Raw genomic sequence first — 25,397 nt, 5'->3', positions numbered from 1 at the left:
ATCGGATCCGTTAACAAAGACATCCCGGGCGACAGGCAACGTGCCGCAACGCGGATCTGATTAATGGGTTCAGCAGCATAGCGAGGCCGATGGACATTGAGCAACGGGCAATGCCATCGACGCCTTTTCGCATTTAGCGAAAACTCCTACAGACACTGCCTACTTCCCCGACTTCTTTCCTTTTTGATCCCCCGCAAAGTCCGCGCTCCCGTTTCTTCATATGCGCGAGCGACTGCGAATGCTTCAACCCGATCAGCTCCTGGCCCTGAACAACAGCATCGGACTGCTGGTGGTGGCCGCCCTGAATCCGAAGCAGCCAGATTTTGAAGCGCTGATCGACGAGTTCCGCCTGTGCCTGAACAACTACGACGCCTGGGCCGAGCAATTCTGGACGGGGACGGCGCTGGACATCGAGCAGGTGTTCAAGGTTGGCAATGACGTACAACTGAGCGCGCCGATCACTTCGCGCGCACCTGTCAGTTCATCGGTGGTCATGTGTTCGGCCAGCGGACCGCTGACCCTGGTGCATCTGTTTGAAGCAGCGCGCTTCGTGCCGATCGGCGACACCCCGGTGACCCTCGAACCGCTGCTCAGCGACGTCGACGGCGTGCTGACCTTCGGCGAACCAAAGCGCTACACCATTGGCCCGAGCGGGATCCTCGAGGTGACCGATTGCATGCGTGGCCAGCGCTATCGCGTCACCTTCTTTCCCAACGTTTCCTCCGCCCATGTCCGCGCCCTGTATGCCTCATATGAAGGGGTCATTGCCGGCCTTGAAGGCTGGCTGCGCAGCGAATGGACAGGCTTCCAGCCGCAGTGGACGGAGTTTTCCAGCGCCGGTTTTCTTGATCGTTACGGGCAGTTGCAGCGGGCCGATTGGCGCGGCCTGGAAAAAGCCCTGAATGGCGTCTGGGATGACATTCAACAGCTGTTCGCCCTACTTGCCGATCTGCAGGAGCACAGCGCAAAGCTCCTCGAATACCTGAGCGAAGTCGAACTCGAGGCGCTGCTTGCCGCTTCAAACGAAGCGATCGCCAACGCCTTGTTGATGCTCAGCGACGAGCCGTTGTTGTTCATTCATCTGGCCGCGTTCACCAGTTGGCTAAAAATGCTGCCGCCGCAATACCTCGCCGAGGTGGTGGCCGAAGTTCGCACCGAGTTGCTGATCAGCTTCCTGTTGATGCGCGTGGCGGGCGGTGCCGGCGTATCGCTGCGTTTGAGCAGCAAGGTCCTGGCGAAGATCAAATCGCCACGGGCGCGGGAGTGGCTGGCCGCCTCAGCCTTGCGTCTGGCTGAGCTGACTTCGGCACCGGAACTTAAGCAGCACGCGAGCACGCTGAAGCCGCTGATGTTCCATGCCCGCGAAGTGGAGCTGAAGCCGACGCCATCGATTCCGCTGAACATTCGTCAGGCCGACGCGGTGGTGCTCCGCGTGCCGAATCCGGCGCCGCTCGCGCGGGAAAAATCCCAGGGCATGGCGCGCCTTGAGCGCCACGAGCCCCACGACGACGTCCCCGATCAAGCGAAAAACCCCAACGGCGACGCCGCCGACTGCGTCCCCAATACCTGCAAAAACGGCTGCCCGGTGTCGATGGTCACCGGCGAAGAACTGCTGACCCTGACCGACGCGGTGCTCGATGGCGTGCTGCCCTTCGAGTTCACCCGCTTGTACCGCAGCAGCGCGGTCGAGATCGACATCGGCCTGGGTTTTGGCTGGAGCCACACGCTGGCCCATCGCCTGTCCTTCGACGGCGATGGCGTGATCTGGATCGACCACGAAAACCGCCGCACTCGTTTTCCCCTGCCCAACGTCGCGCGTCCGGCGATTCACAACAGCCTGTCGCGGGCGGCGATCTTTCTCGGTGATGAACCGGAAGAACTGATCCTCGCCCTGGCCGGGGAAAACGCGCGCTTCTACCACTTTCGCGCCGGCCGGCTGACCGCAATCAGCGATGTCTACGGCAATCGTCTGACCCTGCAACGTGATCGCTCCGACCGCATTCAGCGTCTGGACAACGGCGCCGGCCGCTCATTGCTGTTGCGTTATGACCGCGCGCAGCTGGTGGCGATTGATTATCAGGTGTTCGTCCAGGGCGAGTGGACCACCGAGCAAACCCTCGCCACCTACAGCTTCGATGCCCGGCAACGCCTGCTGACCGCGACCAACGCGGTCGGCGACAGCGAACGCTACGACTACGACGACCATCACGTCATCCTCCAGCGCCAGCTGACCGGCGGCGCGAGCTTCTTCTGGGAGTGGCAGCGCGAGGGCAAAGCGGCGCGCTGCGTGAGGCACTGGGCGTCGTTCTCGCAGATGAACACCCGTTACGTCTGGAACGATGACGACGCCAGCGTGACCGTGCATTACGTCGACGGTACCGAAGAAGTCTACGTCCACGACGAGCGCGCACGGCTGGTGCGGCAGGTCGCGGCCGATGGTGGCGAGCAGCTCAAGGCCTATGACCAGCAGGGCCGGTTGATCGCCGAGCAGGATGCGTTGGGCGCGGTTACCGAATACCGCTACGACGAGGTCGGACGGCTGATCGCGCTGATTCCGCCGGACGATGCACCAACGTCCTACGAGTACCGCAACGGTTTTCTCTACAAGCGTTGCCGTGGTGATGCGGTGTGGATCTACCGGCGCAACGCTGAAGGCGCCGTCACCGAAGCGGTCGATCCCGACGGCCAGGTCACCCATTACTACTACAACCTGCGCGGCCAATTGCTGTCGCTGCGCTATCCGGACAGCAGCCGCCACCGCTGGGTGTGGAACGAGCTCGGCCAGCTCATCGAAGAAACCCTGCCGGACGGCGGCGTGCGGCGTTTTTCCTACGATGCGCTGGGCCGGCGGATTACCACCCAGGACGAATTTGGTGTTGTCAGTCGTCAGCAGTGGGACGCGGCCGGCCGACTGATCCTGACGACTTCTCCTACGGGCAGCACGCGCGCCTACAGCTACGGCGCCTACGGCCAGATCACCGCTGAGCGCGATGAACTCGGGCGCATTACCCGCTACGAATATGACGATGATTTGCACCTGGTCTCGCGACGGATCAATCCCGACGGCACCCGCGTGCAGTACCGCTACGACCATGCGCGGTTGCTGCTGACCGAAATTGAAAACGAGTCAGGGGAAAAATACTGCCTGGATTACACGCCGACCGGATTGATCCGACAGGAAACCGGGTTTGATGGGCGGCGCACGGCGTATGCCTACGACCTCAACGGGCACCTGCTGGAGAAGACCGAGTTTGGCGAGCAGGGTTTATCGCTGGTCACCCACTACCAGCGCGATAAGGCCGGGCGCTTGCGGGTCAAAACCCTGCCCGATGGGCTCAAAGTCCGCTACGACTATGATCGCCTCGGGCGCTTGGTTGCCGTTGATGACGGGCAAAACCATCCGCTGGCCTTCGAGTACGACCGTCAGGATCGGCTGATCACCGAGCATCAGGGCTGGGGCACCTTGCGCTACGCCTATGACGCCTGCGGTCAGCTCAAACGCCTGCGTCTGCCGGACAACAGCAAGCTCGATTATCACTACGCCAAGGGCGGTGCGCTGTCAGCCATCGACCTCAACGGCACGCCGCTGACCCGGCATGTGTATCAGTCCGGTCGCGAACAGCAACGCCAGCAAGGTCTGCTGCTCAGCGAATACTCCTACGACGATCAGGGCCGCTTGCTTGCCCACGCTGTAGGTCATCGCCACGCTTCGCTGTACCGCCGCGATTATGCCTACAGCGCCAACGGCAATCTCGAGCACATCGCCGACAGCCGCCACGGCCAGCGCACCTACGGCTACGACGCCCTCGACCGGTTGATCCGCGTACGTCACTCGCGCGACGAACTGCCCGAATCCTTCGCCCACGACCCGGCGGGCAACCTGCTGATGCAGGACCGCCCCGGTCCCGCGCAGATCAAGGGCAACCGCCTGCTGATGCAAGGCGACCGCCATTACGACTACGACGCCTTCGGCAACCTGATCCGCGAACGCCGAGGCCACGGCCAGACCCTGGTCACCGAATACCGCTACGACTGCCAGCACCGCCTGATCGGCCTGACCCGCCCCGACGGCCAGACCGCCACTTATCAATACGACGCCTTCGGCCGCCGTATCCGCAAAACCGTCGACGGCGCCATCACCGAGTTCTTCTGGCAAGGCGAACACCTCGTCGCCGAAAGCAGCGCCACGCAATACCGCAGCTTCCTCTACGAACCCGGCACCTTCCGCCCGTTGGCGATGCTCGACGGCAAAGGCCCGAAAAAAGCCTGCCCGTTCTACTACCAACTCGACCACCTCGGCACCCCACAGGAACTCACCGACTACAGCGGCGAAATCGTCTGGTCCGCGCAATACGACGCCTACGGCAAAGTCGCCGCCGTCACCTTGGCCGGCGAAGACTACCTCGACCAACCGCTGCGCTTTCAGGGGCAGTATTTCGATGTTGAAAGTGGGCTGCATTACAACCGGCATCGGTATTACGACCCGAGATTGGGGCGGTATTTGACGCCGGACCCGGTGAAGCTCGCGGGTGGGTTGAATCAGTACCAGTACGTGCCGAATCCGACGGGGTGGGTGGATCCATTGGGGTTGACGTCCAATTGCCCACCGCCGAAGAAGCCTGGGTGTGAGGTTCCGGGGGCGAGTGATGGGGTTAAGGTTGATGAGGGGGAGCCTGATGCACCAGCGCCTAAGAAAAAGCAGGAATATCTGTACCGAGGAGATTCAAGAGACCCGTCCGATGTTTTTGTGAACGGATTCAAAAGCAAGGGAGACAGCGAGGACTTATTCCTCCACTCCATTGATAGCGATTTTCCTCCAAGCGGCTTTATCAGCACCTCCCCCTCTCGAGACGTGGGAAAAGAGTTTGCTACCAGCTTTTTTACAAAAACCGGGTTTCTTTATACTTTGAAGAGAGTCAATGGCTATGATTTGAAGCAAGAATTAGGAAACCGATACAAATTTTCCCGAGAACAGGAATTCGCCGTCCCAAAAATCATCAAAAACGAAGATATTCTAGGCGCCACGATAATTATTGATGATGGGCGTGACTTTGGTTACTCCATCCCGAATCCATATAGGAAAATTGACAAATGATTTCGGAATTCACAATTATCGTAGAAAAAGAATATGCAATCAAAGATGTAGTTCTGATTTGCGATAGCGAGAAAATAAGCATAACTCTAAACCTGGACGGTTTATCGCCAAAAACATATGCCGGCAAAAATTTTTATCATTGTTTCGGTTTGATCCGAAAGGACAACCCTCTAGTAACTTTTTTTTGCAAAGGCTCAAAGCTAAATGTTCACCCCTCGAGCTTATCATCACAAATGTCTCTTGGATTAAAAGCTTATGAATTGACAAATGGAGCAGAACCATCACTAAAAGACGTAGTGTCGATATTTGACTACGAAAATGAAAACCTAACAAACTCGCCAGAATTACAGAGGGAATTTTTCTTACAGTGGATAGGGACTTAGGGGAAGAACGACATATCTCGTGACGACAGAATGGACAAATGGCGCCCATGTGAATATTTAGAAAAACGCAGGCCGAGCATTAACCAACACTACATGAAGGCGCTTTCTAGAAATAGATCGACAGAGTAAAAGAAACACATGAAATACTGGAATGAGATAAATGGCAGCAAATTCTTCAATATGGTCTTCAGCCGAAATATACCTATCGGAGAGATTAAGCTCTTCACTCTAAACATAGACAATAATCTTTCAACACTGACTCTGGCATTTGACATCAGAGAAATTCCAGACACGCCTCCGAAGACGTGGGAATCCATAGAATACAATGCTTGCCGCATAGGGATGACGTGCAGTGAAGTTACAAGCTTGACGACATCCAATCTCCCCACACGGGAAAAATTTCAATTATCCATTCAAACTATTGAGAGCAGGCACTTAGTTTGCGTTGCATCAGAGACTTCCGAGATAAAATTCATTACATCATCATTGAGATTAAGAGAACCTAGCGTCTACTTAACAGAGTCACTTTTCTAAACATCACGCATCAAACACTCCTCGCGCATCGCCTGCAAGACCAAAAGCAATATCACCAAGGCTGAAAATCACTACCACCCCAAAGAGCACTCAGCAATTTTTAAACAATAAAAATGCAATCCAGCCAGCCAAATCATTGGACTAGATATTTCGCAAAACCGGAGAAAAAAATGAGTGACCAAGATCAAACTTTGGATACCCTGATACATGACTTTACTTCTATGGTAGAGACAAGCACGCTTATATTTGAAAAAAAATTTGGCACTCGGGACATTCGAAGGCTTTGGCATACCAGGGCGATAAAGCGTCGCGGGAGAGTCACTCGAGGCGTTAAATATGAACTGCACGGCATTGGCTGCCGCATTAATCTATCGACAGGAACTGTAGATTTTGACTATGGGCCTAATGGTGAAATCAATGGGTTTGACATTCGCCGCTTATACTTCTTTGCTTGTGAAAGACCATCTAAATATAGAAAATACTGCGACAAAAAAATAATCGAAAAAGAATTCGCCGAATACATAGATCTAAAAAAAATCAAGAAAATTTCCTTAATTAGCAACTTGTATATATGGACCAACTGAAAAAAACGAATAGACCAAAACACATAAAATCCCCCTGACTTCCGCACCTGCTTGTGAGACAAACACCAAAATTCACAACGTAAAAATCATTAGAAATATTTGGGAAACCATTTTTGAGACAAGAGTGAATAAAACATGTCAGCCTAAAAAGACTCGATATCGATCGACTGGATGACAATAGAAAAACATGAGTAACAATATGATACATCTCGAAGACTTGATCAAAGACTTCCCCAGCAAAGTTGAAGAAGGAACAACGCTATTACAAGAAAAATTTGGCACTCGAAACATCCTAAGACTTTGGGGAGCGGCAAAATAGAAAGTTGCGGAGAAGTCATCGATGGCGTTGAATATGAACTACACGGCATAGGCTGTGCTATTCATTTTCCCACTGAATCAGTGGATTTCGATTACGGTTCGAATAACAGGATCGATGGTTTTGATGAGTGGCGCCTTTAAATGTATGCCACCGACAGACCTGAAGAGTACAAAAAATACACTGACATAAATTTTCTTGAGAGCGAGTTCAAGTCTTATATAGGCTCAGGCAGAATCAAAAAAATATCGCCCTCCGATGACCTCTATGAATTAATCGACCCGCCGGAAAACCTCTGAAAACGAGACTTAAGCGCCTGCTGACTCAGGCCATTATGGCAAAGTCCAACTCATAAAAAACTTCACTGATCACCTCAATCCTCTGAAAGAAAACGAGAGCATGGCTCGCAGATGACTAAGAAATATCCCGCGCATATTGTAGAGATCGACCCAATCATCGAAGAAATGGTCCTACTCAGCATCAACGGTGTGACTGTGAGATGCTTCGCAGGCCACTGCCCGTCAGTAATCGAAGTAGGTGAGACCTACTCAGCCGAGTTCGAAATGGTGCTGCCGGACGAAATAGACATCTCAAAATGTGATGGCAGCGGAACACGTGTCAAGATGATTGACAATGGTTTCTCATGCGATATCTACGGGCGCTTAGAAGGCGATACGCTCAAGTCGTTCGTCGAATTTGCGGATCAAGATATCCACTTCGATTTTCCGCACCTCAATGGTCAGTTTGTAAAAATCAGAGCACAAAGAATCGACGTCTCGTTCTGAGGAACAGATTTTCTGTAGGGCCTGCTGAGTCAGGCCCTTAAACCATCATTCAAACCCTCAACACCCCCTCACTGCTCATCCCCATCCCCATCCTCCTCATACTCCATATCCGCCTCATCCGCATCATTCAACGGCACCGGCGCATCATCCGTCACCGCACCAGGATCTTCACTGCCCGGATCATTGATAAACGGCAGCCCATTAGGGCCCTTCTCTTCTTTGCCTTCAGTTTCAGGAGTCATGGCGCACCTCTTGAGCGTGTGGGATGTATGACGTTCGAAAAGCCCTGCCGCCAATCGTTCCTCTGCCTGACGGCCAGACACAAAAAACCCGGCGCCAGGCCGGGTTTTCGTTGATCAATCAGCGATGTTTATTTTTGTGTTTGTTCTTGTGCTTGTGACCGCCGGAATGAGATCCGCCGTCGTCGTCGCCAAGATTGTTACCTACCGCGCCGCCTGCTGCGCCGCCCAGGCCCGCGCCAATGGCGGAGCCGGTGGAGCCGCCGAGGCTGTTGCCGACGACCGAGCCCCCTGCTGCGCCAAGACCGCCGCCAATCGCGGCTTCGGTGCGGTTGCGTTTGTTCGCGCCGACGGCACTGCCGGCCGCGCCGCCAACACCTGCGCCGACCGCTGCGCCCGTACTGCCGCCAAGTTGTCCGCCAACCACATTACCCAGCGCACCGCCGAGACCACCGCCTACGGCAGCGGTGCCGTCTCCGGCCGCCATCGCGCCCTGCGCCACGACCAAGCCAAAAAACAGTGCAGATAATGACAATCGCATATGAACCTCGCAGTTCCCGAATCGGGACAGTCCGCCCAAGCGGGGCGTATGCAGATTGGAGATGATTTCTGACGAAACGTTCAGCCATGAAAAAGCCCGACATCGAGTCGGGCTTTTTCTGACAGGCCATCAGTCTCAGTGGCGCTTGTGACCTTTGCCCAGGTTGCTGCCGACTGCGCCGCCGGCCGCGCCGCCAAGGCCCGCGCCGATGGTGGCGCCGTTGCGGCCGCCCAGGCTGTTGCCGATCACCGAACCACCGGCTGCACCGACACCGCCGCCGATCGCCGCTTTGGTGCGGCTGCCCTTGCGTGCGGCGACGGCACTGCCTGCTGCGCCCGCGACGCCAGCGCCAATGGCGGCACCGGTGCTGCCGCCCATTTTCTGACCGACCACGTTACCCAGCGCGCCACCCAGGCCACCGCCCAGCGCAGCGGTGCCATCACCGGCAGCCATCGCACCTTGAGCAACCAGAAGGCCAAGAACCAGAGCAGGCAGTGTTAAACGCATGACGAAAACCTCAAATAAACGGGATGACGAAAAGGAGCGGGATTTAATGCGCTCGGCCCAGGAAAGTCCAGACGCAGGCGACAGCGTCGTTTGGACCGCGATCAGGGAAAAGGTTTTATGCCGGGCAAAAAAAAGCCCGCTGGGGAGACGGGCTGGAGACTTGCTTTCTAACGGATGGCTTCACACTACGTTGGCCAACGTGAAAAGTTTGTGAAAAAAAACCGACATTAATGTCAATGCTTGCCAGAGATTTCAAACCCCTATTCTTGCGCACATAAAAAACCCCGTTCAGTGACGGGGTGCAGGATAAAATCACTTTCTGGTCCTTGCCGTGACCTTGGGTAGGAATTTCGCTTTCGGCCCTTTGGGGGCTGTGGATTTGATTTTGCCGATGCTCACCGGATCCTCGCCAAACCCCGACTGATACTCCGACTGACCGCAGCGCACACAATTGTTGAATGAAAACTCTGCGCCATCATCTTCGATAAATGGACCTGACATAGACTCTCCCCTACGCAACTGGGTCGACACCGACAAAACAGTTTTGCCTGGAAAATATCGCCCCTCAGCGCTTTTGAGACTAGCTGGTCACTACTGGACTTGCCGTTCAGAAAGACTGATCACCGACGAATGGAAAAAAGCGTCGTGAACGATCATTCGCTAAAGATTTCCATCGAACGGCCGCTGCCCTTACTCCTACAAATGAATCTCAAGGAGAGATCATGCAGATCAATGGATTCCCGAACATGCCAGTCGTAAAACTCACGGACGAGCAGATCGCTGCCGGCAAGGCCGGTGCGGAAAAACTCAAGGAAAAGATCGCCTCGGGTGAAATCACCATCAAATACCCAGACAAACCGCTTCTGCAACCGGGCGTCGTCTACCATCCCAGCGAGCCCGCACCATCGGCGCAGCCTGACGGGACGCCGCCCCTCGTTGCCATCGATACACCGCTGACCTATGACTCAAGAGGCGCTGTGTTGCTCAAGCCACAAGGCTGATTGACGCGAAAAAGCCCATTCGTTGTGCGAGTGGACTTTGCCTTGAACACAATGATCAGCGCAGCTTGACCGCAGTTCCGGTGACGAACACCACGACCATGCCGCCCTTGCCTGCCGGCATGCTGATCTCGAAGTCCACGCCGACCACCGCGTCAGCCTGCAATGCCCGCGCTCGATCTTTCAGTTCGTCGGTGGCCTGAATGCGTGCTTCTTTAAGAGCCCGCTCCAACGTCTGCGACCGCCCGCCAAAGAAGTCGCGCATGCCGGCGAACATATCGCGGATCACGTTGACGCCCTGCACAGACTCGGCGCTGACGATGTCCAGATAGGCCGTGATCTGCCGCCCCTCGACGGAATGAGTGGTGGAAATGATCATGAAAGTCGTCCCTTTACTGCATAAGTGAAGGCAGCGATTGTAACGCGGCACCAGATCTGGCCCGTGCCTCAATTGGATTTAACGACCCACAATTGATCCAGCTTCGTCGTAAAACTCGAACTCATCATCTCCCGCCGCATGCCCCAGGCCGGATCCGCCGGCACACTCCCCGCTCGCAACGTTCCATGCCCCCAGCGCTGATTGATCTGGTCCAGCACGCCCATTACCCTCTCCGCCGCTTGAGGTTGGGACTGTGCAAACAGGTCTTCGGTAAATTCTCCGGGCTGTCGCAGATCCATCAACAGCACCTCAGCCTTGCTGTACTTGAACCCCGGCCGGAACAATCGATCGATCGCTTCGCTCGCCACCTTGCTCAGCAATCGCACATCATTGGTCGGATAAGGCAACTCGATCAGCGCGCCATTGGCGTACTTCGCCTCTTCCGGATTGAACATGCCGGTGCGGATACTCACGCGGATCTTTTTGCACAGCGAACTCTGCGCACGCAGCTTTTCCGCCGCTCGATGCACATAAGTAGCAACGGCTTCCTTGATCGGCTCAATGGTAGTCAAACGGTTGCCAAACATGCGGCTGCTGCAAATTTCCTGCTTCGGCGGTTCTGTTTCCGACAGTTCCAGACAGGATGTGCCGCCCAGTTCGCGCGCGGTCTTCTCGATCACCACGCTGAACTTGCGCCGCAGTGTCCACGGATCGGCCTTCGCCAAGTCCATCGCACTTCTGATTTGCATGCTTTCCAGATGAGCTTTCATCCGCCGTCCGACGCCCCACACTTCACCGACATCGGTATTGCGCAACACCCAGTCGCGTTTGGACGGATCGCAGATGTCGACCACGCCCCCGGTATGCGCTTGCAGGCGTTTCGCGGTGTGGTTGGCGAGCTTGGCCAGCGTTTTCGTCGGGGCGATGCCGACGCCGACCGGGATGCCGGTGCGCTTATAAACAGCAGAGCGGATGGTCCGGCCAAAACCTGTCAGGTCCCCAGGAATGCCGCTGAGATCGGCGAACGCCTCATCAATGCTGTAAACCTCGACCGCCGGCACCATGGATTCGATGATCGTCATCACCCGTTCGCTCATGTCGCCGTACAACGCGTAATTACTGCTGAACACCTGAATGCCGTGGCGGCGCAGATCATCACGAATCTGAAAGTACGGCGCGCCCATTTTCACAAAAGGTTTGGCATCGTAGCTGCGCGCGATCACGCAGCCATCGTTATTGCTCAGCACGACAATCGGCGTCTTCGCCAGATCGGGCCGGAACACTCGCTCACAGCTGGCATAGAAGCTGTTGCAATCGATCAGCGCGAAAACCTGCTCACGATTTGCCATGGTCGCGCACGCTGTAAGTCACCACACCCCAGATCACCAGCTCATCCCCTTCCATCACATAGCGAGGCGGGTATTTGCTGTTGGCCGAAAGAAGAATGATGGTGTTGTCGCGCATGTGCAGGCGCTTGCAGACAGGTTCGGAGTTGAGACCGGCGATGACGATATCGCCGTGCTCGGCATTCAGGCTGCGATCAACAATCACCAGATCACCGCAAAATATCCCCGCATCCTGCATGCTCTCGCCTTCGATCTTCGCCAGATAAACGTGCGGTGCACGAATATCAAAAACCTCGTCCAGAGAGATGTGCTTTTCAATGTGATCAGCCGCCGGCGAAGGAAAACCGGCGGGAATCCGAAACGAATACAGCGCAAGCTGTTCGCCCGCGCCTGACAAAGGGCCGAGGATGATGACGCTCATGATACGAACCTGATAGTGAATTTACTGTATGCGCATACAGTAAACTCGGGACGGTTCGGGGGGTCAATGAGGCGTGTAGGAGATTTCGACGGGTGACAGGGTTTTGTACAACTTCTGCCGAAAATTGGATTTCGCGGCTACGCGTGGACTTCACGATCGAGCACGTCTGCAACCCATTGATTGATGCTCTTGTGAGCAAGCTGCGCCTTTACAGCGACCGTCGCATGCAGCCCTGGTGCCAAACGCAGGCTCAGATTTCCCGAATAGGGTTTCTGCGGTGCGCGACCGAGCCTGGCGCAGGTTTCGAGATAATCAGTCACGGCCTCCTGAAACGCGTTTCGCAGTTCTGCGACCGACTCTCCATGGAATCCAACGACGTCCTTGATACCGGCGATGTGGCCGACAAAGAGGCCGTCTTCGTCGCTGTATTCAATCCGGGCGGCATAGCCGTTGTAGTTCATTACATTCACGGGATGACTCCTGCTTGCTCAAGGAAAGCCCGAGCGTCGCGCACCTGATAGGGCTTCGCTTCTTTGTCTGGGTGGGGCCGGTGAAACGTCACGACCACACCGTTCAATTCAAAACGCACTCTAGAGCCGCTGCCTTCGATGGTCTGGGCGCCTACTGCGCCGAAGAGGGATTCCATACGAACCCACTCCAGGTTATTTGGGACCGGCCTTGAAAAAATAGCTTTAAGCGTGCCGAGCTGTTTGTTGTTCATGGTATTAGATCATGATACCGCGATAATAGGGCAACTGGGTCAACCCGCAATTACGAGGAGAAAGCCTGCTTTCTGCGGAAAACGTATTTCTTGATGGGATCGCTGCAGACTGTTACTGCATCAGGATAACGAGAGACTCAACGCGCGGTTGTAGGCGAATTCTGCGAGTTGTGTGAGGAAGAGCGACTTTTCCGTTTCCAGCAGGCAGTGCTCTTTTCCGAGTACCAGAATTGGGACACCGCTATATCAGCGCGGATATTCTTGGCGAGAAAAGGTGAAGGGCTCAAGGGAGCTGTGCGCTTGGCGCATCCATCCAAGGCACAAACAAACCGACACTGAGTCGGGTTATTTTTGATATTCACTTTTTTGGCTTTCAGAAACGCAAAACCCCTGAAAACTCTAAGTTTTCAGGGGTTTAGTCGTTTCAAATTTGGCGGTGAAGGAGAGATTCGAACTCTCGATACAGTTTCCTGTATACACACTTTCCAGGCGTGCTCCTTAAGCCACTCGGACACTTCACCGTATCTCTGCAGACATGTTCTGTCTGTCGAGGCGCGCTAATGTAGTCGAAAGCTTTTCCGATGGCAAACTTTTTTTCAGAATTTTCATGCGCTTAAGAGAGGCCGCTGCGTTCAGCCAGAGCGGACGATGGCAAACCCGCCAATCTTGGGTAAACCGTGCGCTTCCTTTTATAGCAGGCAACACGCGCGCAGCGCTGGCCGAAGCGCAAAACGGTGACTGGCAGGTCAGTCACGGCGCTTTACCTGGCCTGCGGCGGTGGGTAACGTCTGCCCATCTTTCTAATAAGGAATAGCGTCATGAGCGAGTTGATTGCCTACCACCTCGAAGACGGTATCGCGACCCTGACCCTGAACAATGGCAAGGTCAACGCGATTTCTCCGGACGTGATTGCGGCGTTTAATGCGGCGCTGGATCAGGCGGTGGCGGATCGCGCCGTGGTGATCATTACCGGGCAGCCGGGGATTCTCTCCGGTGGTTATGACCTCAAGGTGATGACCGCCGGCCCGAAAGAAGCCGTTGCGCTGGTGACGGCCGGTTCGACCCTGGCCCGCCGCCTGCTCTCTCACCCGTTCCCGGTGATCGTTGCTTGCCCGGGGCACGCCGTGGCCAAGGGCGCTTTCCTGCTGTTGTCCGCCGATTACCGCATCGGTGTCGATGGCCCGTACAGCATCGGCCTGAACGAAGTGCAGATTGGCATGACCATGCACCACGCCGGTATTGAGCTGGCACGCGACCGCTTGCGGCGTTCGGCTTTCCATCGCTCGGTAATCAATGGCGAGATGTTCGATCCGCAAAGTGCCGTTGATGCAGGCTTCCTCGACAAAGTCGTCACTGCCGAAGAATTGCAGGGCGCCGCGCTGGCTGCCGCGCGTCAGTTGAAGAAGATCAACATGCTGGCGCACAAGAACACCAAGCTCAAAGTGCGCAAGCAACTGCTGGAAACCCTCGACGACGCGATCCTGCAGGATCAGCAACATCTGGGCTGACTCGTCCAAAATCTGCCGGTAAGAGAATAGCCCGACCTTGGTCGGGCTTTTTCTTACGTTCAGCGTTGAAGATTCGCTGAAAGCTCTAGGACGCGCCTGACAGGCAACGCTGAAACATGCGCTTAAACATCGGCCATCTCCGGACTCTATAGCGGCAATTGCCGAAAACAGTGCACATCCGTACACTGCGCCACCTTTTGTCCCGGTGGGCCTGCAAAAATGCTGTTTGTGTTTCGTATGTTGTTGATGGGCCTGCACTTTATTCTGGCCGGCGTGCTCGGCGTGATCCTTGGATTGTGCCGCCCGTTCAACCCGGACAACAGTCGACTGTGCGCCCGCCTCTACGCTTTGCCGGCGATGTGTATCTTGCGTTTGCGGGTCAGGTCCGAGGTCAACGGTTTGATGAACAAGCCTGACAGTTGCGTGATCATCGCCAACCATCAGTCAAACTACGATCTGTTCGTGTTCGGCAATGTCGTCCCTCGTCGCACCGTTTGTATCGGCAAGAAGAGCCTGAAGTGGGTGCCGTTGTTCGGCCAGTTGTTCTGGCTGGCCGGCAATGTGTTGATCGACCGTGGCAATGCGCACAAGGCGCGGCAGTCGATGCTGACGACGACCCACACCTTGCAGAACGAAGACACCTCGATCTGGGTGTTTCCGGAAGGCACCCGCAACCTCGGTGAAGATCTGTTGCCGTTCAAGAAAGGCGCGTTCCAGATGGCAATTGCCGCCGGCGTGCCGATCGTTCCGGTGTGCGTGAGCAGCTATATCAAACACATGCGCCTGAATCGCTGGCGCAGCGGCAACGTTCTCATACGTTCCTTGCCGGCAATTCCTACAGTCGGAATGACCATGGACGACATACCCATGCTCATCGAGCGATGCCGCGAGCAGATGCGCGAGTGCATCGAGTCGATGGATCGGCAACTGCAAGCCGCGTGAAACCAAACCCGCCCCGTGCGGGTTTTCTTTTGCCGGGTGAACTGTAGAAGTTTCACTGACTCTCAAGCAGCGACACGGCTAAGCTGAAGCCTAGTTTCCCTGCCATCTGCCAAGAAGAAGTGAATCACCACCATGGGTCGAGTTGTTGCTGCTGCGGTGTACAGCGAGGGTAAGAAAGTCACCAATATTGCGCTGGACGAAGGTGCTGCCTGGGCGGCCAAACCCGGCCACTTCGTGTGGATCGGCCTGGAAGAACCGGACGCACAGGAATTATCCAACCTGCAACGTCAGTTCAACTTGCATGAACTGGCCATCGAAGACGCGCTGGAAAAACACAGCCGACCAAAACTGGAAACCTTTGGTGACGCACTGTTTATCGTCACCTACTCACCGGTTCGCGAAAACGGCGTTTTGCAATTCATCGAAACGCATATCTTCGCCGGCAGGGGTTACATCATTACCGCACGCAACGGCCATTCCGCGTCGTACGCCTATGTGCGTCAACGCTGTGAAGCGCGTCCGCTGTTGCTCGAGCACGGAGAGGATTTCGTCCTCTATGCGCTGCTCGATTTCGTCATCGAGAACTATCAGCCGGTGGGCGAAGCGATCCACGCCGAGATCGATGAGCTGGAGCGCAACGTCTTGTGTAGCGCCCTCAACGAGCGCGACATTCAAAAGCTGCACGGTCTGCGCCGCGATGTGGTGCGCTTGCGTCGGTACGCGGCACCGATGGTGGAGATCGGCGAGGAGCTGCAAAAGCTCAGTTTCCCGTTCATCGACAAGAACATGCGCCCGTACTTTCGCGATGTGCAGATTCATGTAACGCGGCAGATGGAAGACCTGACCACGCTGGCGGACATTGCCAGCCAGACCATCGAGATTGGCGTGTTGCTTGAGGCATCACGGCAGAGCGTGGTGCAACGCAAGTTTGCAGCGTGGGCGGCGATTCTGGCGTTCCCGACAGCGGTGGCGGGGATCTACGGAATGAATTTCCAGAACATGCCGGAATTGACCTGGCACTACGGTTATTTTGCAGTGCTGGGGTTTATTGCGGTGGGGTGTGTGAGTTTGTGGGCGAGCTTCAAGCGGTCCGGGTGGCTGTAGCCGGGACCGCGTTGCCCCGGAGATTCGCGAGCAGGCTCGCTCCCACAGGGATTGTGGGAGCAGGCCCTTTTAGCGTTGAGCCGTTTCTGGTTTGTGCGCCACGAACCGCATCATCCACTCCGCAACCGTAGCGCCATGATGTTCCTGCTCTAGGCTCGCAACCCCCTTGCTGTAGATCTGCGAGCCCAGCGCTTCCTGGCGCAGATCGAGCAGCGCGCGGGAGTAATCGTGAATGAATTCCGGGTGACCCTGGAAGCACAGCACTTGATCGTTGATGTGATACGCCGCGAACGGGCAGAAATCGCTGGACGCGATGACCGTGGCGTTTTCCGGTAGCTCGGTTACCTGATCCTGGTGACTGATCAGCAGTGTCAGCTCTTCGCGTACCGGGCTCATCCACGGCGCCTTGGCTGCCAGCTTGTAATTGTGAGTACCGACGCCCCAACCCTGAGAGGCCCGCTCGCTCTTGCCGCCAAGCAGCAGCGCCAGCAATTGATGACCGAAACACACGCCGAGCAATTTGTCGCCGCGTTCGTAGCGATTCAGAAGATAGGTCTTGAGGGTCTGAATCCACGGATCCGTGCCGAACGAATCTGCCTTGCTGCCAGTGACCAGATACGCATCGAAAGCCTCGTCGTCGCTTGGGTAATTCCCCTTCACCACGTTATAGACAGTGAAATCAGCGGCGATCGGTTGTTGCGAGAACAGCCGCTGAAACATGTGCCCATAGCCCTGATATTGGTCAATCAATTCGGGCCGCAGGATGTCGGTTTCGAGAATGCAGATGCGCAGCGACATAAAAAATACCTGACACGTGATGGGAATAATGAACACCCAGAGCCTGCCCTGAAACACCCGGCCAAGGCAAGCCCCGAAATGCTCGCTCGCCCTAGAACATTTCACCTTTCGCCGCTTTGTCCAGCAGCAGCGCTGGCGGGGTAAAACGTTCGCCGTATTGCTCGGCCAGATACTGCGCGCGGGCGATGAAGTCCTTCAGGCCATACTGGTTGATGAACTGCAGCGCCCCGCCGGTCCACGCGGCGAAACCGATGCCGAAGATCGAACCGACGTTGGCATCCGCCGTCGAGGTCAGCACGCCCTCCTCCACACAGCGCACGGTTTCGATGGCCTGCACAAACAACAGCCGATCACGCACATCCTTCGCAGAGATCTGTCCGTCGGCCTTCTCGAAGCGCGTTTTCAGCTCCGGCCACAAATGCTTCTGCGCGCCCGCTGGATACTCATAAAAACCGCCTCCGGCAGCTTTGCCCGGTCGCTTGAATTCATTGAGCATCAAGTCAATCACGGCGAAGGCCGGGTGCTCAATCAGCGGTTTGCCTTCTGCCTGCAAGTCCTTGGCCGTCTGCTGACGGATATGGCTCATCAGGCTGAGGGAAACTTCATCGGAGATGGCCAGCGGCCCGACCGGCATCCCGGCCTTGCGCGCTTCGGTCTCGATCATCGGCGCACTGACACCCTCGCCGAGCATGGCGATGCCCTCGTTGGTGAATGTGCCGAAAACCCGCGAGGTGAAGAAGCCGCGACTGTCATTGACCACGATCGGAGTTTTCTTGATTTGCAGAACGAAGTCGAAACCGCGAGCGAGAGTTTCGTCGCTGGTCTGCGCGCCCTTGATGATTTCCACCAGCGGCATTTTTTCCACCGGACTGAAGAAATGCAGGCCGATGAATTTGCTTTGATCGGGCACGGCCGTCGCCAGGCCGGTGATCGGCAGGGTCGATGTGTTGGAGGCGATGACAGCGTCGCCACCCACCACCTGTTGCGCGGCGGCAGATACCTTGGCTTTGAGCTGGCGATCCTCGAACACCGCTTCGATGATCAGATCGCAACCGGCCAGATCGCCATCGCTTTCGCTCGCAACGATGCGCGCCAGCACCGCCTCGCGCTGCTCGACAGTCAGCTGGCCACGGGCAACTTTTTTATCCAGCAGCGCCGCTGAATGCGCCTTACCTTTCTCGGCAGCAGCGAGATTGATGTCCTTGAGGACGACTTCGATACCGGCCGAAGCGCTGACAAACGCGATGCCCGCGCCCATCATTCCGGCGCCGAGCACACCGACTTTCCGGGTTTTATAGGGCGCAAAACCTTGCGGTCTGGAACCGCCGGCGTTGATTTCGTTCAACTGGAACCAGAACGTGCCGATCAGGTTTTTCGAAATCTGCCCGGTCGTCAGCTCGGTGAAGTAGCGGGTTTCGATCAGGTGCGCGGTGTCGAAATCGACCTGAGCGCCCTCCACCGCCGCGCATAGAATCTTCTCCGGCGCCGGCAGGGTGCCGTGGGTTTTCGCGCGCAGGATCGACGGCGCAATCGCCAGCATCTGCGCCACTTTCGGGTTCGATGGCGTGCCGCCAGGAATCTGGTAACCCTTGACGTCCCAGCGCTGCCCTGCCGTCGGATTGGCGAGAATCCACGCGCGCGCCTTGGCCAGCAGCTCATCGCGATTCGCTGCCAGGTCATCGATCAGCCCGGCCTGCAACGCCTGTTGCGGGCGCACCTTCTTGCCTTCAAGCAAGTACGGCAGGGCTTTTTCGATGCCGAGCATGCGCACCATGCGCACCACCCCGCCGCCGCCCGGCAACAGGCCCAGCGTCACCTCCGGCAAACCGAGTTGCACCGAGGCATCATCCACAGCGATGCGATGGTGGCAGGCCAGACAGATCTCCCAGCCGCCGCCCAACGCAGCGCCGTTGATCGCCGCGACCACCGGTTTGCCGAGGGTTTCCAGGCTGCGCAATTGCGCCTTGAGGGTCAGCACCATGTCGTAGAAAGCTTTGGCTTCGGGCTTGCCAACCTTGATCAATTCATTGAGGTCGCCGCCGGCAAAAAAGGTTTTCTTCGCCGAGGTGATGATCACTCCGGCGATGCTGTCCTTCTCCGCTGACAAACGAGCAACGCAAGCGGCCATGGCCTCGCGATACACGGCGTTCATGGTGTTGGCGCTCTGGCCCGGCATGTCCATGGTCAGCACGACGATACCGTCCTGGCCTTTTTCGTAACGAATGGCTTCGCTCATAACAGGGTTCCTTGAAGTCGGGGCTCAGAGGCGTTCGATGATGGTGGCAATGCCCATGCCGCCGCCGACACACAGCGTCGCCAGGCCGTAGCGCAAGTTGCGCGCTTCCAGTTCATCAAGCAGGGTGCCGAGGATCGCGCAACCGGTGGCGCCCAGCGGGTGGCCCATGGCGATCGAGCCGCCGTTGACGTTGACCTTGCCCGGGTCGACGGCCATGTCCTTGATGAATTTCAACACCACCGAAGCAAACGCTTCGTTGACCTCGAACAGATCGATGTCCTCCACGCGCAGTCCGGCCTTGGCCAAGGCTTTGCGGGTCGCCGGCGCTGGGCCGGTGAGCATGATGGTCGGATCTGTGCTGGTGACGGCCGTGGCGACGATACGCGCGCGTGGCTGCAGCCCCAGCGCGCGGCCCTTGGCTTCGGAGCCGATGAGCATCAGCGCCGCACCGTCGACAATCCCGGAACTGTTGCCCGGCGTGTGCACGTGGTTGATCCGCTCCACATGGCTGTAGACCCGCAACGCCGTGGCGTCGAAGCCCATTTGCCCGATCATTTCGAAACTCGGCTTGAGCTTGCCCAGGCCCTCGAGGGTAGACTCGGCGCGGATGAACTCATCGTGGTCAAGCAGGATGATGCCGTTCTGATCCTGCACCGGCACCAGCGACTTGTTGAACGAGCCGTCGGCCCGCGCTCGTGCGGCTTTTTGCTGGGAGTGCAGTGCGTAGTCATCGACATCCTGCCGGCTGAAGCCTTCGAGGGTGGCGATCAGATCGGCGCCGACGCCCTGCGGGGTGAAATGGCTGTGCAGGTTGGTCTGCGGGTCCAGTGCCCAGGCGCCGCCATCGCTGCCCATCGGCACCCGCGACATCGACTCGACGCCGCCGACCACCACCAGATCCTCGAATCCTGAGCGCACTTTCATCGCGCCAAGATTCACCGCTTCCAGACCCGAAGCGCAGAAACGGTTGATCTGCACACCGGCGACGCTGACGTCCCAGTCGGCCACTTGCACTGCCGTCTTGGCGATGTCCGAACCTTGATCGCCGATCGGCGTGACGCAGCCGAGGACGACGTCATCGACCTGACTGGTATCCAGCGCGGTGCGCGCCTGCAAAGCGCTCAGCAAACCCGCCACCAGGTTGACCGGCTTCACGCTGTGCAGCGCGCCATCGGCCTTGCCTTTGCCACGCGGAGTGCGTAACGCATCGAAAATCAAAGCTTCAGTCATGACGTCCTCGAACCTGATTTATTGTCACTTCACTTTCGCCCTGCGCCGACTGGCAAGCAATGACCACATTGCTCAAAGCGCTTGACGCACACGCTCAGACGGACGGTCATCGGACCTCAGGTGAACCGGTTCAGGTCGTCGAGTTGTCTAGCCAGCGGGCGGCAAAGAAGCTGGCAATACGCCTCATGCCGTTTTAAAAGCTTTTTTCAAGATCCCCATATGAAATGGATCTAAGCGAAGAGTGACGCGGGCTCTAAGGTGAACATGTACGCCATCGTCGTCGGGTTTTGCCGAGACGGGCGTGCTTCAACAGGAAGTGCAACGCGTGCCGTCAGGGAAATGCAGTCAGGCACGCATCAGGAAATAACAATAAAGGCGGTCAAGCCATGTTCAAACAACCGAAAGTACGTCAAGCAGGACTCATTCTTTTCGCCACGACGCTGTTGTTGATCTTGCCGAATCTGACCAAGGTCATCGGCTGATTCAAACGTCGCGTGCTGTATGTCGCCATTGAAACTGTGACTGGCCCGCTACCCGGGCCAGCGCGGTTGTGCCAACCTTTGCGCACTACCACGACATGGACGGCGATCATTTGAAAACCCTCATTGCGCTCGGTGCCTTGCTACTGAGCTTGCCCTTGGCTGCCGCACAACTGGATCTGCAGTTGGGCGCAAACAGCCGCACCTGGCAGACCGAAGAGCTGCTCAAGCATCCTCAGCTGCAAACTCTCACGATCAACAATGATGTTTCCTACAAGAAGGACATGACCTATCGGGCCGTGCCGCTGGCCGCCTTGCTAACGGGCGTTAGACCTGAGGATCACTTGCAAGCGGTGGCGCTGGATGGCTTTGCCGCAGAGCTGGCCGCTGCACCCTTGCTGAACAAGGACGGCGCACGAGCATGGCTGGCAATCGAGGACCCGGCGCGGCCGTGGCCACCGCTGTCTGCCGGCAAGCACAGCGCCGGGCCGTTCTATCTGGTCTGGACCGATCCGCAGGCGGGCAATATCAGCCCCGAACAGTGGCCGTTCGAAGTCGCCAGCATCAAGCTGATGGCGCCGGTGGCCCAACGCTTTCCTGCCCTGCTGCCCGATCCTGCCTTGAAGGCCGATGATCCGGTGAACCAGGGTTTTGCCCTGTTTCAAAAAAACTGCCTGGCCTGTCACCGGTTGAATGGTGCCGGAGACGCGCAGTTCGGTCCGGATCTGAATATTCCGTATAGCCCGACCGAGTATTTCGGGGCGGATTTCTTGAAGCGCTACATCCGCGATCCGCAGAGTTTGCGCCAGTGGCCGCAGGCGAAGATGCCGGGGTTTTCTGCTGAGGTATTGCCGGATACCGATCTTGAAATGCTGGTGGGCTATCTCAAGCACATGGCCGGGCGCAAAGTTAAGCCGTAAGCCTTAGGGTGTTATTACTGGCCTCTTCGCTGGCAAGCCAGCTCCCACAGGGTATGCGCAGAGTTCGAATCAGCGGTCATCCTGTGGGAGCTGGCTTGGCAGCGATAGCGGTATCCCGAATCTATTGTTGCTGCACGGAAATAACCGGTGTCGGCGAGACGAACACCTTCGCATGCATCTGCTCGCAGCCACCGCCCCGGCGCATGCCACGGACCGGGCAGGCATCGAGATAATCCAGGCCCACCGCCAGCTTCAGGTGTCGCTCCGGGCGCGCCAGCTGGTTGGTCACGTCGAAGCTGTACCAAGCGTCATCCAGCCACGCTTCCGCCCAGGCATGACTGGCGAGATGCTCGCAATCTTCGCTGTACAGATAACCCGACACGTAACGCGACGGCACGCCGAGACTGCGGGCGCAGGCTAGGAAGGCGTGGGCATGATCCTGACAGACCCCGGCCCGACCGGCGAAAGCTTCGGCGGCGCTGGTGTCGACTTCGGTGGAGCCCGGCGTGTAGCTCATGTGCTGATTCAGACCGTGCATCAAGTCGATCAGCGCGGTGCGATCACGCCGTTGCTTGCAGTTCTTCGCGGCAAACTCGCGCAAGGCTTCGTCGGCTTCGGTCAGGCGCGTGAAGCGCAGGAACGGCAGCGCCGACTGGCTCTCATGTTCGGCCTCGCGCAATTCGTCGATATCGACCTGACCCCGGGCGCCAATGATGATCGCTTCGTGGGGCTCGTCCATGGTCAGCACATGCAGGATGTTGCCAAACGGATCGAGCTGCGCACGCACCGGACGCGGCAGGTCGAGTTGCCAACTGAGGACATGCTGACGCTCGCTGTCGTGGGGTGTCAGGCGCAGGTACTGGATGCTCGCGCGCACCTGATCTTCGTAGTGATAGGTGGTCTCGTGGCTTATGGAAAGTCTCATGCAGCCTCCAGGTAGGAACTGTGAATGGCGTTGCCCAACTGGCGCACCAGCGGGATGAATTCGGTCAGCCAGGCGTGCAGGCCTTCTTCGAGAATTTCGTTGATGCCGGTGTAACGCAGGCGCGCATCCATTTCCGCCGCCAGGCGTTGTGCCGGGCGGCCGTTGGCGCCGGGCAGTTGCGCGAGGATCTGGTCAATCTCTTCTGTACAGGCACGCAGCGAACGCGGCACATCGGCGCGCAACAGCAGCAATTCGGCGACATGCCGGGCGCCGGGCGCGTCGCGGTAGATTTCGGTGTAGGCCTCGAATGAGGACAAGGCCCGCAGCAGCGCACTCCATTGGTAATAGGCGTGCGCCGTGCCGTCGCTGACTGCTTCGGCCTGATCGCCGGCCATTTCGTAACGGGCATCAAGCAGGCGCAGCGTGTTGTCCGCGCGCTCGATAAACGTGCCCAGACGAATAAAGCGAAACGCGTCGTTGCGCATGATCGTGCCGTATGAGGCGCCACGAAACAGGTGCGAACGCTCCTTGATCCATTCGCAGAACCGGCTCATGCCATAACGACTCAGGCCCTGCTCGGCGATGCCACGAATTTCCAGCCAGGTCGCGTTGATGTTTTCCCACATGTCCGCAGTGATTCGCCCGCGCACGGCATGGGCACTGGCCCGCGCTGCACCAAGGCAGCTGTAGATACTGGCCGGGTTGGCCGCATCCAGTGCGAAGAAATGCAGCAGGCGCTCTGCGTGCAGGTCGCCGTGGCGTTCAAGGTAATCGTCCAGGGTGCCGGTGATCAGCAACGGCATGGCGAGTTCGTGCAGACCGTCGCCGCGCCCGTCCTGCGGCATCAGCGACAGCGAATAACTGATGTCGAGCATGCGCGCGAGATTCTCCGCACGCTCCAGGTAACGCGACATCCAGTACAGATCCGAGGCAGTTCTACTTAACATGGCAAGCTTCCTTCAATCCTCGACTACCCAGGTGTCCTTGGTCCCGCCGCCCTGGGAGGAGTTCACCACCAGGGAGCCTTCACGCAACGCGACACGGGTCAAACCGCCAGGCACCACACGGGTTTCGCGGCCGGACAGCACGAACGGACGCAAGTCGATATGGCGCGGCGCGATGCCGTTTTCGACAAAGGTCGGACAGGTCGACAGCGACAGCGTCGGCTGCGCAATGTAGGCATGGGGTTTGGCTTTGATGCGCTCGCGAAAGGCATCGATTTCCGCCGTCGTCGCGGCCGGTCCGACCAGCATCCCGTAACCGCCGGAGCCCTGGGTTTCCTTGACGACCAAATCCGCAAGATTGGCCAGTACGTGGGACAGCTCGGACGGGTTGCGGCATTGCCAAGTCGGCACGTTTTTCAGGATCGGCTCTTCGTCGAGGTAAAAACGGATCATGTCGGTGACAAACGGGTAAACCGATTTATCGTCCGCGACCCCGGTGCCGATGGCATTGGCCAGCACCACGTTGCCGGAGCGATAGGACGACAGCAGCCCCGGCACACCGAGCATCGAATCCGGGTTGAATGCCAGAGGATCGAGGAAGGCATCGTCGAGGCGGCGATAGATCACGTCGACCGCTTTCGGGCCATCGGTGGTGCGCATGAACACCTTGTCGTCACGCACGAACAGATCTGCGCCTTCCACCAGTTCAACGCCCATCTCCCGCGCCAGAAACGCATGTTCGAAGAACGCGCTGTTGAAGCGTCCCGGCGTCAACACCACCACGCTCGGGTTGTCGATCGGGCTTGAGCTTTTCAGGGTGTCAAGCAGCAGATTGGGGTAATGATCGATCGGGGCGATGCGCTGGGCGGAGAACAGTTCGGGAAACAGGCGCATCATCATCTTGCGGTCTTCGAGCATGTAGCTGACGCCACTGGGTGTGCGCAGGTTGTCTTCGAGAACGTAATAAGTGCCATCGCCATCGCGCACCAGATCGACGCCGGAGATGTGCGAATAGATATCGCGGTGCAGATCCAGACCTTGCATCGCCAATTGGTATTGCTCGTTGGCCAGCACCTGTTCGGCGGGAATGATCCCGGCCTTGATGATGCGCTGCTCGTGGTAGAGGTCGGCGAGAAACATGTTCAACGCCTTGACCCGCTGGATGCAGCCGCGCTCGACGATCCGCCATTCACTGGCGGGAATGCTGCGGGGAATGGTGTCGAACGGAATCAGGCGCTCGGTGCCCTGCTCGTCGCCATAGAGCGTGAAGGTGATCCCGGCACGGTGGAACAGCAGATCGGCCTCGCGGCGGCGCTGCGCGAGCAGCTCGTCGGGCGTCTCGGCCAGCCAGCGGGCAAATTCCCGGTAATGCGGGCGGACCAGGCCGCCGGCATCGTACATCTCGTCAAAATAGGTGCGGATCATGCCGTACTCCTTGTCACTCCGGACATACAGGCCTTCG

At 57.5% G+C, this 25,397-nt stretch carries 26 protein-coding genes and 1 tRNA gene; 11 read left to right on the top strand and 16 right to left on the bottom strand.

The window, feature by feature from the left end; all coding sequences use genetic code 11:
- Window positions 1-238: 238 nt before the first annotated feature.
- The 6 genes from AB4N73_RS03790 (at window position 239) to AB4N73_RS03765 (ending at window position 7,697) form a co-directional block, all read left to right on the top strand.
- Complete coding sequence (locus tag AB4N73_RS03790; RefSeq protein WP_460142929.1) at window positions 239-5,095, top strand: RHS repeat-associated core domain-containing protein; 4,857 nt, start codon at window positions 239-241, stop codon at window positions 5,093-5,095.
- Window positions 5,092-5,478, top strand: coding sequence for a hypothetical protein (locus AB4N73_RS03785; RefSeq protein ID WP_217851028.1), 387 nt, complete (start codon window positions 5,092-5,094; stop codon window positions 5,476-5,478). The genes AB4N73_RS03790 and AB4N73_RS03785 overlap by 4 nt, the downstream gene beginning before the upstream one ends.
- Window positions 5,479-5,616: 138 nt before the next feature.
- Window positions 5,617-6,012: an Imm50 family immunity protein gene (locus AB4N73_RS03780; protein WP_353956312.1), complete on the top strand. Its 396-nt coding sequence runs from the start codon at window positions 5,617-5,619 to the stop codon at window positions 6,010-6,012.
- A gap of 170 nt (window positions 6,013-6,182) precedes the next feature.
- Window positions 6,183-6,596, top strand: a complete 414-nt coding sequence (locus tag AB4N73_RS03775) for a DUF6896 domain-containing protein (RefSeq protein ID WP_217851032.1) — start codon at window positions 6,183-6,185, stop codon at window positions 6,594-6,596.
- 300 nt (window positions 6,597-6,896) lie between these two features.
- A complete protein-coding gene (locus tag AB4N73_RS03770; protein ID WP_409037392.1) occupies window positions 6,897-7,055 on the top strand; it encodes a DUF6896 domain-containing protein in 159 nt (52 codons plus the stop codon).
- Between the two features lie 267 nt (window positions 7,056-7,322).
- Window positions 7,323-7,697 carry a hypothetical protein gene (locus AB4N73_RS03765; RefSeq protein WP_460142928.1) on the top strand — a complete coding sequence of 125 codons (375 nt, stop codon included), beginning with the start codon at window positions 7,323-7,325 and terminating at the stop codon, window positions 7,695-7,697.
- Between the two features lie 68 nt (window positions 7,698-7,765).
- On the opposite strand, the gene AB4N73_RS03760 is transcribed toward AB4N73_RS03765, so the two are convergent.
- From AB4N73_RS03760 to AB4N73_RS03745, 4 genes are all read right to left on the bottom strand, one after another.
- Window positions 7,766-7,939 carry a hypothetical protein gene (locus AB4N73_RS03760; RefSeq protein ID WP_460142927.1) on the bottom strand — a complete coding sequence of 58 codons (174 nt, stop codon included), beginning with the start codon at window positions 7,937-7,939 and terminating at the stop codon, window positions 7,766-7,768.
- 118 nt (window positions 7,940-8,057) lie between these two features.
- A complete protein-coding gene (locus tag AB4N73_RS03755; protein ID WP_024012287.1) occupies window positions 8,058-8,477 on the bottom strand; it encodes a YMGG-like glycine zipper-containing protein in 420 nt (139 codons plus the stop codon).
- A gap of 135 nt (window positions 8,478-8,612) precedes the next feature.
- Window positions 8,613-8,984: a hypothetical protein gene (locus AB4N73_RS03750; protein ID WP_016773803.1), complete on the bottom strand. Its 372-nt coding sequence runs from the start codon at window positions 8,982-8,984 to the stop codon at window positions 8,613-8,615.
- Between the two features lie 312 nt (window positions 8,985-9,296).
- On the bottom strand, window positions 9,297-9,485 hold the full coding sequence (locus AB4N73_RS03745; protein ID WP_024012286.1) for a hypothetical protein: 189 nt from the start codon (window positions 9,483-9,485) through the stop codon (window positions 9,297-9,299).
- A gap of 221 nt (window positions 9,486-9,706) precedes the next feature.
- Here AB4N73_RS03745 and AB4N73_RS03740 point away from each other — a divergent pair, with 221 nt between their 5' ends.
- The gene (locus tag AB4N73_RS03740; RefSeq protein ID WP_056784095.1) at window positions 9,707-9,985 is read left to right on the top strand and encodes a hypothetical protein; all 279 of its coding nucleotides are present in this window, start codon (window positions 9,707-9,709) and stop codon (window positions 9,983-9,985) included.
- Window positions 9,986-10,040: 55 nt separating this feature from the next.
- Here the strand turns inward: AB4N73_RS03740 and AB4N73_RS03735 are convergent, their stop codons facing one another.
- From AB4N73_RS03735 to AB4N73_RS03710, 6 genes are all read right to left on the bottom strand, one after another.
- Complete coding sequence (locus AB4N73_RS03735) at window positions 10,041-10,361, bottom strand: YbjQ family protein (protein ID WP_016773801.1); 321 nt, start codon at window positions 10,359-10,361, stop codon at window positions 10,041-10,043.
- 68 nt (window positions 10,362-10,429) lie between these two features.
- On the bottom strand, window positions 10,430-11,710 hold the full coding sequence (locus AB4N73_RS03730) for a Y-family DNA polymerase (protein ID WP_457263849.1): 1,281 nt from the start codon (window positions 11,708-11,710) through the stop codon (window positions 10,430-10,432).
- Window positions 11,697-12,128, bottom strand: a complete 432-nt coding sequence (locus tag AB4N73_RS03725) for a LexA family protein (protein ID WP_460142926.1) — start codon at window positions 12,126-12,128, stop codon at window positions 11,697-11,699. The genes AB4N73_RS03730 and AB4N73_RS03725 overlap by 14 nt, the downstream gene beginning before the upstream one ends.
- Before the next feature lie 137 nt (window positions 12,129-12,265).
- Entirely contained in the window at window positions 12,266-12,598 is a 333-nt protein-coding gene (locus AB4N73_RS03720) for a type II toxin-antitoxin system HicB family antitoxin (protein WP_423664445.1), read from the bottom strand.
- Entirely contained in the window at window positions 12,595-12,849 is a 255-nt protein-coding gene (locus AB4N73_RS03715; protein WP_256811930.1) for a type II toxin-antitoxin system HicA family toxin, read from the bottom strand. The genes AB4N73_RS03720 and AB4N73_RS03715 overlap by 4 nt, the downstream gene beginning before the upstream one ends.
- 431 nt (window positions 12,850-13,280) lie before the next feature.
- Window positions 13,281-13,370, bottom strand: a tRNA-Ser gene (locus AB4N73_RS03710).
- A gap of 297 nt (window positions 13,371-13,667) precedes the next feature.
- Between AB4N73_RS03710 and AB4N73_RS03705 the strand changes: the two genes are divergently transcribed.
- From AB4N73_RS03705 to AB4N73_RS03695, 3 genes are all read left to right on the top strand, one after another.
- Entirely contained in the window at window positions 13,668-14,357 is a 690-nt protein-coding gene (locus AB4N73_RS03705) for a crotonase/enoyl-CoA hydratase family protein (RefSeq protein WP_252877751.1), read from the top strand.
- Between the two features lie 219 nt (window positions 14,358-14,576).
- A complete protein-coding gene (locus AB4N73_RS03700) occupies window positions 14,577-15,299 on the top strand; it encodes a 1-acylglycerol-3-phosphate O-acyltransferase (RefSeq protein WP_460142925.1) in 723 nt (240 codons plus the stop codon).
- 132 nt (window positions 15,300-15,431) lie between these two features.
- Window positions 15,432-16,403 (top strand): magnesium and cobalt transport protein CorA, encoded by a 972-nt coding sequence (locus AB4N73_RS03695; protein ID WP_056784082.1) that lies wholly within the window; start codon window positions 15,432-15,434, stop codon window positions 16,401-16,403.
- A 69-nt stretch (window positions 16,404-16,472) separates the two neighbouring features.
- On the opposite strand, the gene AB4N73_RS03690 is transcribed toward AB4N73_RS03695, so the two are convergent.
- The 3 genes from AB4N73_RS03690 to AB4N73_RS03680 form a co-directional block, all read right to left on the bottom strand.
- Complete coding sequence (locus tag AB4N73_RS03690) at window positions 16,473-17,201, bottom strand: amidotransferase (RefSeq protein ID WP_252877749.1); 729 nt, start codon at window positions 17,199-17,201, stop codon at window positions 16,473-16,475.
- A gap of 91 nt (window positions 17,202-17,292) precedes the next feature.
- A complete protein-coding gene (locus tag AB4N73_RS03685; RefSeq protein WP_460142924.1) occupies window positions 17,293-19,437 on the bottom strand; it encodes a 3-hydroxyacyl-CoA dehydrogenase NAD-binding domain-containing protein in 2,145 nt (714 codons plus the stop codon).
- 24 nt (window positions 19,438-19,461) lie between these two features.
- The gene (locus tag AB4N73_RS03680; protein WP_252877747.1) at window positions 19,462-20,667 is read right to left on the bottom strand and encodes an acetyl-CoA C-acetyltransferase; all 1,206 of its coding nucleotides are present in this window, start codon (window positions 20,665-20,667) and stop codon (window positions 19,462-19,464) included.
- Window positions 20,668-21,244: 577 nt separating this feature from the next.
- On the opposite strand from AB4N73_RS03680, the gene AB4N73_RS03675 reads away from it, so the two are divergent.
- Window positions 21,245-22,066 carry a c-type cytochrome gene (locus tag AB4N73_RS03675; protein WP_460143572.1) on the top strand — a complete coding sequence of 274 codons (822 nt, stop codon included), beginning with the start codon at window positions 21,245-21,247 and terminating at the stop codon, window positions 22,064-22,066.
- A 121-nt stretch (window positions 22,067-22,187) separates the two neighbouring features.
- On the opposite strand, the gene AB4N73_RS03670 is transcribed toward AB4N73_RS03675, so the two are convergent.
- From AB4N73_RS03670 to AB4N73_RS03660, 3 genes are read right to left on the bottom strand one after another with little or no spacing between them, the layout of a single operon-like run.
- The gene (locus AB4N73_RS03670; protein WP_056784068.1) at window positions 22,188-22,991 is read right to left on the bottom strand and encodes a transglutaminase family protein; all 804 of its coding nucleotides are present in this window, start codon (window positions 22,989-22,991) and stop codon (window positions 22,188-22,190) included.
- Entirely contained in the window at window positions 22,988-23,938 is a 951-nt protein-coding gene (locus AB4N73_RS03665) for an alpha-E domain-containing protein (RefSeq protein ID WP_016773788.1), read from the bottom strand. Before AB4N73_RS03665 ends, AB4N73_RS03670 begins: the two co-directional genes overlap by 4 nt.
- Window positions 23,939-23,950: 12 nt before the next feature.
- Entirely contained in the window at window positions 23,951-25,360 is a 1,410-nt protein-coding gene (locus AB4N73_RS03660; RefSeq protein WP_056784066.1) for a circularly permuted type 2 ATP-grasp protein, read from the bottom strand.
- Between the last annotated feature and the right edge of the window lie 37 nt (window positions 25,361-25,397).

The organism is Pseudomonas sp. S3_B08 (assembly GCF_054667725.1).
This window is presented reverse-complemented; position numbering and strand designations above follow the sequence as displayed.

Excerpts from the sequence above, each read along its gene's own strand:
- AB4N73_RS03790 (WP_460142929.1), top strand. The coding sequence starts at position 239 with ATGCTTCAACCCGATCAGCTCCTGGCCCTGAACAACAGCATCGGACTG.
- AB4N73_RS03785 (WP_217851028.1), top strand. The coding sequence starts at position 5,092 with ATGATTTCGGAATTCACAATTATCGTAGAAAAAGAATATGCAATCAAA.
- AB4N73_RS03780 (WP_353956312.1), top strand. The coding sequence starts at position 5,617 with ATGAAATACTGGAATGAGATAAATGGCAGCAAATTCTTCAATATGGTC.
- AB4N73_RS03775 (WP_217851032.1), top strand. The coding sequence starts at position 6,183 with ATGAGTGACCAAGATCAAACTTTGGATACCCTGATACATGACTTTACT.
- AB4N73_RS03765 (WP_460142928.1), top strand. The coding sequence starts at position 7,323 with ATGACTAAGAAATATCCCGCGCATATTGTAGAGATCGACCCAATCATC.
- AB4N73_RS03760 (WP_460142927.1), bottom strand. The coding sequence starts at position 7,939 with ATGACTCCTGAAACTGAAGGCAAAGAAGAGAAGGGCCCTAATGGGCTG.
- AB4N73_RS03755 (WP_024012287.1), bottom strand. The coding sequence starts at position 8,477 with ATGCGATTGTCATTATCTGCACTGTTTTTTGGCTTGGTCGTGGCGCAG.
- AB4N73_RS03750 (WP_016773803.1), bottom strand. The coding sequence starts at position 8,984 with ATGCGTTTAACACTGCCTGCTCTGGTTCTTGGCCTTCTGGTTGCTCAA.
- AB4N73_RS03745 (WP_024012286.1), bottom strand. The coding sequence starts at position 9,485 with ATGTCAGGTCCATTTATCGAAGATGATGGCGCAGAGTTTTCATTCAAC.
- AB4N73_RS03740 (WP_056784095.1), top strand. The coding sequence starts at position 9,707 with ATGCAGATCAATGGATTCCCGAACATGCCAGTCGTAAAACTCACGGAC.
- AB4N73_RS03735 (WP_016773801.1), bottom strand. The coding sequence starts at position 10,361 with ATGATCATTTCCACCACTCATTCCGTCGAGGGGCGGCAGATCACGGCC.
- AB4N73_RS03730 (WP_457263849.1), bottom strand. The coding sequence starts at position 11,710 with ATGGCAAATCGTGAGCAGGTTTTCGCGCTGATCGATTGCAACAGCTTC.
- AB4N73_RS03725 (WP_460142926.1), bottom strand. The coding sequence starts at position 12,128 with ATGAGCGTCATCATCCTCGGCCCTTTGTCAGGCGCGGGCGAACAGCTT.
- AB4N73_RS03715 (WP_256811930.1), bottom strand. The coding sequence starts at position 12,849 with ATGAACAACAAACAGCTCGGCACGCTTAAAGCTATTTTTTCAAGGCCG.
- AB4N73_RS03705 (WP_252877751.1), top strand. The coding sequence starts at position 13,668 with ATGAGCGAGTTGATTGCCTACCACCTCGAAGACGGTATCGCGACCCTG.
- AB4N73_RS03700 (WP_460142925.1), top strand. The coding sequence starts at position 14,577 with ATGCTGTTTGTGTTTCGTATGTTGTTGATGGGCCTGCACTTTATTCTG.
- AB4N73_RS03695 (WP_056784082.1), top strand. The coding sequence starts at position 15,432 with ATGGGTCGAGTTGTTGCTGCTGCGGTGTACAGCGAGGGTAAGAAAGTC.
- AB4N73_RS03690 (WP_252877749.1), bottom strand. The coding sequence starts at position 17,201 with ATGTCGCTGCGCATCTGCATTCTCGAAACCGACATCCTGCGGCCCGAA.
- AB4N73_RS03685 (WP_460142924.1), bottom strand. The coding sequence starts at position 19,437 with ATGAGCGAAGCCATTCGTTACGAAAAAGGCCAGGACGGTATCGTCGTG.
- AB4N73_RS03680 (WP_252877747.1), bottom strand. The coding sequence starts at position 20,667 with ATGACTGAAGCTTTGATTTTCGATGCGTTACGCACTCCGCGTGGCAAA.
- AB4N73_RS03675 (WP_460143572.1), top strand. The coding sequence starts at position 21,245 with ATGGACGGCGATCATTTGAAAACCCTCATTGCGCTCGGTGCCTTGCTA.
- AB4N73_RS03670 (WP_056784068.1), bottom strand. The coding sequence starts at position 22,991 with ATGAGACTTTCCATAAGCCACGAGACCACCTATCACTACGAAGATCAG.
- AB4N73_RS03665 (WP_016773788.1), bottom strand. The coding sequence starts at position 23,938 with ATGTTAAGTAGAACTGCCTCGGATCTGTACTGGATGTCGCGTTACCTG.
- AB4N73_RS03660 (WP_056784066.1), bottom strand. The coding sequence starts at position 25,360 with ATGATCCGCACCTATTTTGACGAGATGTACGATGCCGGCGGCCTGGTC.